General features: G+C 72.5%; 8 protein-coding genes and 1 tRNA gene. 4 read left to right on the top strand and 5 right to left on the bottom strand.

The annotated features are described in order from the left end of the window. Positions 1-115: 115 nt before the first annotated feature. The 3 genes from ACFQ6N_RS36220 to ACFQ6N_RS36210 form a co-directional block, all read right to left on the bottom strand. Positions 116-463: an HAD family hydrolase gene (locus tag ACFQ6N_RS36220; RefSeq protein WP_380658311.1), complete on the bottom strand. Its 348-nt coding sequence runs from the start codon at positions 461-463 to the stop codon at positions 116-118. A 345-nt stretch (positions 464-808) separates the two neighbouring features. Beyond that, positions 809-1063, bottom strand: a complete 255-nt coding sequence (locus ACFQ6N_RS36215) for a hypothetical protein (RefSeq protein WP_380658309.1) — start codon at positions 1061-1063, stop codon at positions 809-811. 617 nt (positions 1064-1680) lie between these two features. Continuing rightward, positions 1681-1761, bottom strand: a tRNA-Tyr gene (locus ACFQ6N_RS36210). A gap of 217 nt (positions 1762-1978) precedes the next feature. Between ACFQ6N_RS36210 and ACFQ6N_RS36205 the strand changes: the two genes are divergently transcribed. Beyond that, complete coding sequence (locus tag ACFQ6N_RS36205) at positions 1979-2467, top strand: YajQ family cyclic di-GMP-binding protein (RefSeq protein ID WP_380658308.1); 489 nt, start codon at positions 1979-1981, stop codon at positions 2465-2467. 136 nt (positions 2468-2603) lie between these two features. Here the strand turns inward: ACFQ6N_RS36205 and ACFQ6N_RS36200 are convergent, their stop codons facing one another. Continuing rightward, positions 2604-3095 (bottom strand): hypothetical protein, encoded by a 492-nt coding sequence (locus tag ACFQ6N_RS36200; protein ID WP_380658306.1) that lies wholly within the window; start codon positions 3093-3095, stop codon positions 2604-2606. A 415-nt stretch (positions 3096-3510) separates the two neighbouring features. Between ACFQ6N_RS36200 and ACFQ6N_RS36195 the strand changes: the two genes are divergently transcribed. The 3 genes from ACFQ6N_RS36195 (at position 3511) to mug (ending at position 6348) form a co-directional block, all read left to right on the top strand. Beyond that, positions 3511-4590 (top strand): M24 family metallopeptidase, encoded by a 1080-nt coding sequence (locus tag ACFQ6N_RS36195; protein ID WP_380658321.1) that lies wholly within the window; start codon positions 3511-3513, stop codon positions 4588-4590. 184 nt (positions 4591-4774) lie between these two features. Next, positions 4775-5773, top strand: a complete 999-nt coding sequence (locus tag ACFQ6N_RS36190) for a phosphatase PAP2 family protein (RefSeq protein ID WP_380658305.1) — start codon at positions 4775-4777, stop codon at positions 5771-5773. 14 nt (positions 5774-5787) lie between these two features. Continuing rightward, positions 5788-6348 carry a G/U mismatch-specific DNA glycosylase gene (gene mug / locus ACFQ6N_RS36185; RefSeq protein ID WP_380658319.1) on the top strand — a complete coding sequence of 187 codons (561 nt, stop codon included), beginning with the start codon at positions 5788-5790 and terminating at the stop codon, positions 6346-6348. On the opposite strand, the gene ACFQ6N_RS36180 is transcribed toward mug, so the two are convergent. Beyond that, the gene (locus ACFQ6N_RS36180) at positions 6270-7256 is read right to left on the bottom strand and encodes a LysR family transcriptional regulator (protein WP_380658303.1); all 987 of its coding nucleotides are present in this window, start codon (positions 7254-7256) and stop codon (positions 6270-6272) included. The two genes, mug and ACFQ6N_RS36180, sit on opposite strands and share 79 nt — an antisense overlap. Positions 7257-7360 lie beyond the last annotated feature (104 nt).

The raw sequence follows: 7360 nt of genomic DNA, 5'->3' as shown, positions 1-7360 counted from the left end.
GAGTTGCCTGCGCGTCACAACCAACAGTCCTACCCGGTTCTGCCCCGGGGCGGGGCAGAACCCGAAGATTGATCACGACATCACACAGGCCCTAGAGCCGTCTACAGCTCACTGGCTACTCAACGGCTTCAAGCAGAGCCTCTGCAATCGTCTCCATTGAGCTCACAACGACGATTGCACCGGCAGCGGCCAGCTTGGTGTCCTTCCCCGGCTTGTTGGCGTAGCCGATCGTCGGGACGCTGGCGAACTCCCCAGCCTCGACGTCGCGTGCCGCGTCGCCGATGAAGACGCAGTGCTCCGGCTTGGTGCCCGCGGCTTCCATCGCTTCCAGCAGGAGGCGCGGGTTCGGCTTCATGGAGGAGGGGTCGCCCGGGGCGCGCCCGAAGACGCCGGCCACGCAGTCGCTGAGGCCGTGCTCGGTGAGGTAGGCCTCGATGGCAGTGCCCGCGTTGTTGCTGACCACGGAGACCAGGCAGCCGGAGCGGGCATAGGCATGGAGAACCGATTCACCGCCCAGGTCGGGCGGGCGGCCCGGACGGCTTCGGCCGCCAGCGCGGCCGGTGCGGCGTCGGTGCTCGCCGTGAGATCGGGGCGGGCGTACGCGACCAGGCGGAGCAGGGCGAGCGGGTCGCTCTCCTCCTCCGCCCGAGCCGGGGCCTGGTCGCCCGCAGCGAGCAGGCCCTCGCGGAGTCGGCGTGCGACCTCCGGGGCGGGAGGCCGGCGAAGACCGAGCACACCGGGCCCTCGAAGTCGAGGAGCACGTGCTTCACCGGTTGCAGCACGTCGGCGAGTTGCTGAGGGGTGGCGGTCATGGCTGCCGCTCGCACGCGATCGTGGACCACACGCTGTCGAACCACATCTGGGCCTGCTGGACGTACTGCGAGCCGGTCACGTCGTAGAAGGTGTGGGCGGTGTCGTCGATCGACACGGTGCGCTCGCGGAGCGGGTAGAAGCCGAAGAAGGCCTCCGCCCGGTTCAGGATGTACAGCTTGAACAGGCTGGACGCCCGGTGGACCTTGCCCTGGACGCTCGCCTTCTGGACGAGACCCAGCTCGGCCGGCATCTCCACCGAGTGCGCGATCCCGCCGGCGTTCGTCAGGGCGATGCCGCGGCCGCGCTGCCGGAGGGCGGCCTCGTCCTAGCGCCCGTCGGCCAAGACCGGCACCGCCATGGGGTCCGTGATGGACTCCGGCGCCGGCCTGCCGGAGCGGACGCCACCTGCTGCCCCAAGCCGCCTCCAGGTGCGGCCGATACGTGCCCTCTCGCGCGCAGGGGCCGCTCCCAGTCGGGGTCACGATAAGCCCCTCGGTGCGGAGCAGGTCGAGCGGCTTATCCGCTCTGCCACGCGCCACTCCGAAATGCTCTGCCAGCTCGGGGCCCGATGGGAGCTTACTGTCGGCCTCGAAGCCCGGCTTCTTCCTGGGGATCGAGGCCCGCAGGGAGCCGCAGGCCTACTGGTACGGGGCCGGAGTCATCCAAGTCCAGGACCATGAGCCGGCGCCGTCGGCCCCGGATCCTGGTCCGCAGCTGGTCCGTATGCGCTGGTCGGCACTGGGATTCGAGTGGTGCGAAGTAGGGCAAGCCACCCAAAGGGGATCATGGCATCGTTGCATGTCAACCCAACGAAAAAGCGGCCCCTCACCTGCGTTTCCGCAGGTCAGGGACCGCTTCTCTATCCTGTGGCTGGTGCAGGGTTCGAACCTGCGTAGCTTGCGCGGCAGATTTACAGTCTGCTCCCTTTGGCCGCTCGGGCAACCAGCCAGGATTTCGTTTCCCGGGGGTGTTCGCCCCGTTCGACGTGGTAAACCATACCCGATGCCGGGGGGTGCTCCGCCACTCGATAGATCACGCGATGATCAAGGAACGCCGCGTGGCCGCCGCGGGCGGGGGCGGGGCGGCGCTGGATAGGCTGGGACGGCGGACGCCCCGTGGGGCGGGCCGTGTCAGTGAAGCCAGAGCATCAAGGAGACCAACACCCATGGCCGACTCCAGTTTCGACATCGTCTCGAAGGTCGAGTGGCAGGAGGTCGACAACGCGATCAACCAGACCTCCCGTGAGATCGCGACGCGCTTCGACTTCAAGGGCGTCGGCGGCGAGATCAGCCGCTCCGGCGAAAAGATCGAGATGAAGGCCAACGGCGAGGAGCGCGTGCGCGCCATCCTCGACGTGCTGCAGACGAAGTTCGTCAAGCGCGGCCTGTCGCTGAAGGCTCTGGACGCCGCCGAGCCCCAGCTCTCCGGCAAGGAGTACAAGATCTTCGCCGACATCAAGGAAGGCATCACCACGGAGGACGCGAAGAAGGTCGCGAAGATCATCCGTGATGAGGGCCCGAAGGGCGTCAAGGCTCAGGTCCAGGGCGACGAGCTGCGCGTCACCTCGAAGAGCCGCGACGACCTCCAGGCCGTCCAGGCCCTGCTCAAGGGCAAGGACCTGGACTTCGCGATCCAGTACGTGAACTACCGCTGATCGCGGACCGCCGCCGGCCCCCGGTCGGCGGCTCGAACGGTACGGCCCCGCTCCCGGGTTCGGGGGCGGGGCCGTTCGCGTCGGCGGGGCGCGGCCGACGAAGCGCGGCTGGCGGGGGGACGGGGTGTGGGCGGGCTCAGTCGCCCGGCACCCAGCTCCCGGTGCTGCGGTGCGCGCCGAGGCCGACCGAGGCGAACTCGTCCGTCCCGCCCTCCCCGGTGCGCGCGCCGATCCACCGCAGGGCGCGGGAGATCGGGGTGCCCTCGGGCGGCACGGGCTCGAACTCGCCGATGGTGAGCGGGCCGAGGACGACCCGGCCGTCCGCCCAGACCGCCGCGCGCTGGGTGCCGCTGCCGCCGAAGTACTCGGCCTCCACGCAGACGACCGGGCCTGCCTTCGACCAGGCGGCCAGCCGGAGTTCGAAGCCGTCCGAGTGCCAGCCGAACCCGGCCCCGGCGACCGGCTTCCGCACGCTGCCGTCGCCTTGGAGCGCGGCGAGGACGGCGGAGGTGACCGGGATCAGCGCCAACCCCTGGGCCAGCGGCACCACCCGCGCCGTCGGAACCTCCGCCGCCGCCACCGTCAGCAGCTCCAATGTTCCTATCAGGGCCTGGAGTTCGTAGGGCATGCCGGACATGGTGTCCCACCGCGCCGACAGTCGACCCGAAATTTATGATTCCGTGCCCGGCCGGAGACCGTAGAGCAGGCTGGGCGCCGCCACCCGCCGGGGCCGTGGGCGGACCTGGCCCGGCGCCCGCGGCCGGTCACCCACTCGGATGCGTGCCGCATGCGGCGACCCCGGCGCCCGGGTGGACTGGCCGGGTGGAGCGGCCGGGTACGGCACGCCCCGGGGGCCGAACGGGAGTGCCGCCCGGCCGGGACCGCGTACCCGGCCCGCGTCGAGGCGCTGTTCCGGCGGTACTTCGCCGAGCCGGCGAGGAGCCGGCGGAATTCGCGCAGGATGGAGTTCCGGCAGATCCCGCCCGCCCAGAGGAGGAACCGTCGTGCCCCGACCCTTCACCGTCGAGGACCACACCACCCGGATGGCCCGGGCCGCCGCCGAGGCGACCGCCGCCGGGCTGGCCGGGCTGGTCGTCGCCCCCGGCCCGGACCTGACCTACCTGTGCGGCTACACGCCCACCGCGACCACCGAGCGGCTGACCGCCCTCGTCCTCACCGCCGGGCGCGAACCCTGCCTGGTCGTCCCCGTGTTGGAGCGCCCGGACGCCGAGAAGGCGGTCGGCGCCCGGGCCGTCCGGCTGCTCGACTGGTCCGACGGCGAGGACCCGTTCGCCACGGCCGGCCCGCTGCTCGATCCGGCCGGACGGTACGGCGTCTCCGACAACGCCTGGGCGATGCACCTGCTCGGCTTCCAGGCCGCGCTGCCCGGCGTCTCCTTCACCTCGCTCACCGAGAGCCTGCCGATGCTGCGCGCGGTCAAGGAGACCGAGGAACTGGAGCGCCTGGCCGCGGCCGGCGGCGCCGCGGACGCCGCCTACCGGGGGATCCTGGAGGTCGACTTCGCCGGGCGCCGGGAGACGGACGTAGCCGCCGACCTCGGCGCCCTGCTCATCCAGTACGGGCACAGCCGGGTCGACTTCACCGTGGTGGGGTCCGGCCCCAACGGCGCCGACCCGCACCACGAGGCCGACGACCGGGTCATCCGGACGGGTGACACCGTGGTGCTGGACTTCGGCGGCCTCAAGGACGGCTACGGCTCCGACACCACCCGGACGGTGCACGTCGGCCGGGACGTCCCGGCCGAGGTGCGGAAGGTCCACGACCTGGTCCGGGTCGCCCAGCAGACCGCCTTCGAGGCCGTCCGCCCCGGGGTCCCGTGCCAGGAGATCGACCGGATCGCCCGCCGGGTGATCACCGAGGGCGGCTACGGCGAGTACTTCATCCACCGCACCGGGCACGGCATCGGCACCACCACGCACGAACCGCCGTACCTGGTCGAGGGCGAGGAGCGGCCGCTGGTGCCCGGGATGTGCTTCTCGATCGAGCCCGGGATCTACCTGCCGGGCCGGTTCGGGGTGCGGATCGAGGACATCGTGACCGTCACCCCGGCCGGCGGACGGCGCTTCAACAACAGTCCGCACGAGTTGGGGATCGTGGCGTGACCGAGCACCGGGCCCCGCAGCAGGCCACGGCACAGGTCACGGAAAAGGCTGCGCGCCGAGCCGGGAAGCAGACTGGGAAGCGGGCCGGGATACCGGCCACGCCGCAGGCCGGACCCGGCGTTCTTACGATCCGGTCATACTTCACCCAGAATCCTCCAAGTTTGACTTGCTATTTTCGGTGCACATGACCAAGACCCTCCCTCCGGCCCCGCCCTCCGCGCGGGCCGGACAACCGCGCCCGGTGCCCCCGCCCCGCCCCCGCGTGACGGGCTGGTCGAGACTCCGCTTCCTGGCCTGGCCGCTCTACCTGGTCGCCTTCGGCTGGTTCCTGCGGACCGAAGGCATCCCGGCGGCCAACGACGTGCTGTTCCTGTGGCTGATCGGCGCCCTGCTCACCGCCGCCGTGCACAGCGGGCACGGCCCCCGCGGCTTCCTCCTGGTCCTGCGCGACTGGGTGCCGGTGATGGCCGTGGTGTGGGCGTACTCACTGCTGCGCGGCTACGGCGCGCACACCCCGTGGGCCCCGCACTGGCTGCCGCAGCTGCGCTTCGACGAGGTGCTCGGCTTCGGCGAGACCTGGACCGTCCGCCTCCAGCACGCCCTCTACACCCCAGGCTCGCCGCACTGGTACGACTACGCGGCGGTGGGCGTCTACCTGTCGCACTTCTTCGTCGTCTTCCTCCTGCTCGCGGTGCTCTGGCGGCGCGCGCACCAGCGGTTCCGGCAACTGCTCGCCTGCTACCTGACGCTGACCTTCGCGGGCTTCGCCACCTACCTGCTCTACCCGGCCGACCCGCCGTGGCTGGTCGCCCAGGAGGGCAACCTGCCGCACGTGACCCGGGTGGTCTGGGAGGTGATCTCGGTGAGCGGTCTGCCGCAGGCCGACTCACTGCTGGAGAACGGCAGCCAGTTCGCCAACGACGTCGCCGCGATGCCCTCGCTGCACTCCGCGTACCCGGCGATGCTGCTGTTCTTCTTCTGGCCCACCGCGCGGCCGTGGCTGCGGGCGGTGCTGGTCGCCTACCCGCTCGCGATGACGTTCACCCTGGTCTACGGCGCGGAGCACTTCATCATCGACGTCTTCGTCGGCTGGGCGTACGCGGCCGTGGTGGTGTTCGGCCTGCGGTGGCTGCGCAACCGCCGTACGGCGCGGGCGGAGGGCACGGCAGACTTGGCCGGGTGAAGCCGAGCGCACCGATGAAGCCCACCGCCGAGCAGTTGCTGGCCGCCAAGGACACCACCATCCCGGACATCGCCGGGCCCGGGCTGCGGGTGCTGTTCTGCGGCATCAACCCGGGCCTGTGGTCCGGCGCCACCGGGCACCACTTCGCCCGGCCCGGCAACCGCTTCTGGCCCGCCCTGCACCGCTCCGGCTTCACCCCGCGCCAGTACCGCCCGGACGAGCAGCGGGAGCTGCTCGACCTTGGCCTGGGCATCACCAACGTCGCCCCGCGCGCCACCGCCAAGGCGGACGAGCTGACCGCCGAGGAACTGCGCGCGGGCGGCGCCGCGCTCCGCGACCGCGTGCTGCGGCTGCGCCCGCGGGTCCTGGCCGTGCTCGGGATCGGCGCCTACCGGACGGCGTTCGGGCAGCGGCGGGCCGCCATCGGGTGCCAGCCGGAGGGGATCGGCGACACCCGGGTGTGGGTACTGCCCAACCCCAGCGGGCTCAACGCGCACTACACGCTGGACGGGCTGGCCGAGGAGTTCCGCACACTCCGGGAGGCCGTCGGGGACGACGCGGACAGCGCGGGCTGAGCCGCGGCGGCCCGGACCGCCCCGAGCCCGGCCGGCAGCGGGAGTTCCCGCAGCTCGCGGATCAGCGCCCGGACGGCGGCCGTCCCGGCCAGCTCGGGGGTGGTGACGTACCCGACCGAGCGGCTGGGCGGGCACGGCCCGAGGTCGGTGACGGCGAGGCCGGCCGGGGCGCCGAGCAGGGCGGTCCGGGGCATGATCGCCATCCCGAGGCCCTGGGCGACCAGCGACAGGGCCACCGTGTCGTCCTCCACGTCCACGGTCGCGGGCGGGATCCAGTCCTGCCGCCGCCACCAGTCCCGGGTGTACGAGCCGCAGTTCTCGTCCCAGTCGACCAGCGGGAGCTCGCGCGGCGCCGGGTGGCCCTGCGGGTGCGCGAGCGCGTACGACTCCTCGTACAGCCGCACCGCGACCAGGCCCGGGGCGGGCGGCGGGCCGGCGGCGTCCAGGGTGGCCAGCCCGAGGTCGGCGCGACCGTCGGCGACCTCCCCGGCGGTGCCTCGGCCGATCTCCCGCACGATCCGCACGTGCGTGCCGAGTCCGGGGTGGCGTTCGGCGAGCCGGGCCAGGACGGGCGGCAGCAGGTGGGCGGCGGCGCTGCGGAAGGCGGCGATCCGCAGGGTCCCGGTCAGCGGACCGTCCGCTCCCGCGCCGCGCACCTCGGGGCCCATCGCGTCCAGCAGCCGCAGGATCCGACGGGCGTACGCCACCGCCCGGGCGCCGGCACCGGTGGGGCGCGCGCCGTGGCGCCCGCGGTCGAAGAGCACCGCGCCGAGCTTCCGCTCGCAGGCGCGCACGGCGTGCGAGACGGCGGACTGGGTGGTGCCCAGGCGCGTGGCGGCCGCCGTGAAGCTCTGCTCCTCGTCGACCGCGACCAGGATCCGCAGCTCGTGCGGGGCGAGATCGGTCATGGCCCGAATCTAGCCGCCGATCCATCGATCCTGCTCATGGAAGAGGCCGTTCCATCGGCTGCGGCCCCTGCCCGGCCGCTTCCGCGCTTCCTACGGTGGTGACG

Origin of the sequence: Kitasatospora sp. NPDC056446 (assembly GCF_042796115.1) — a bacterium.
In the GTDB taxonomy this organism is placed as follows: domain Bacteria; phylum Actinomycetota; class Actinomycetes; order Streptomycetales; family Streptomycetaceae; genus Kitasatospora.
Note: the sequence above shows the minus strand (reverse complement) of the source record. Positions and strands in the feature narration are given on the sequence as shown.

Excerpts from the sequence above, each read along its gene's own strand:
- ACFQ6N_RS36215 (WP_380658309.1), bottom strand. The coding sequence starts at position 1,063 with ATGCCGGCCGAGCTGGGTCTCGTCCAGAAGGCGAGCGTCCAGGGCAAG.
- ACFQ6N_RS36205 (WP_380658308.1), top strand. The coding sequence starts at position 1,979 with ATGGCCGACTCCAGTTTCGACATCGTCTCGAAGGTCGAGTGGCAGGAG.
- ACFQ6N_RS36200 (WP_380658306.1), bottom strand. The coding sequence starts at position 3,095 with ATGCCCTACGAACTCCAGGCCCTGATAGGAACATTGGAGCTGCTGACG.
- ACFQ6N_RS36195 (WP_380658321.1), top strand. The coding sequence starts at position 3,511 with ATGGCCCGGGCCGCCGCCGAGGCGACCGCCGCCGGGCTGGCCGGGCTG.
- ACFQ6N_RS36190 (WP_380658305.1), top strand. The coding sequence starts at position 4,775 with ATGACCAAGACCCTCCCTCCGGCCCCGCCCTCCGCGCGGGCCGGACAA.
- mug (WP_380658319.1), top strand. The coding sequence starts at position 5,788 with ATGAAGCCCACCGCCGAGCAGTTGCTGGCCGCCAAGGACACCACCATC.
- ACFQ6N_RS36180 (WP_380658303.1), bottom strand. The coding sequence starts at position 7,256 with ATGACCGATCTCGCCCCGCACGAGCTGCGGATCCTGGTCGCGGTCGAC.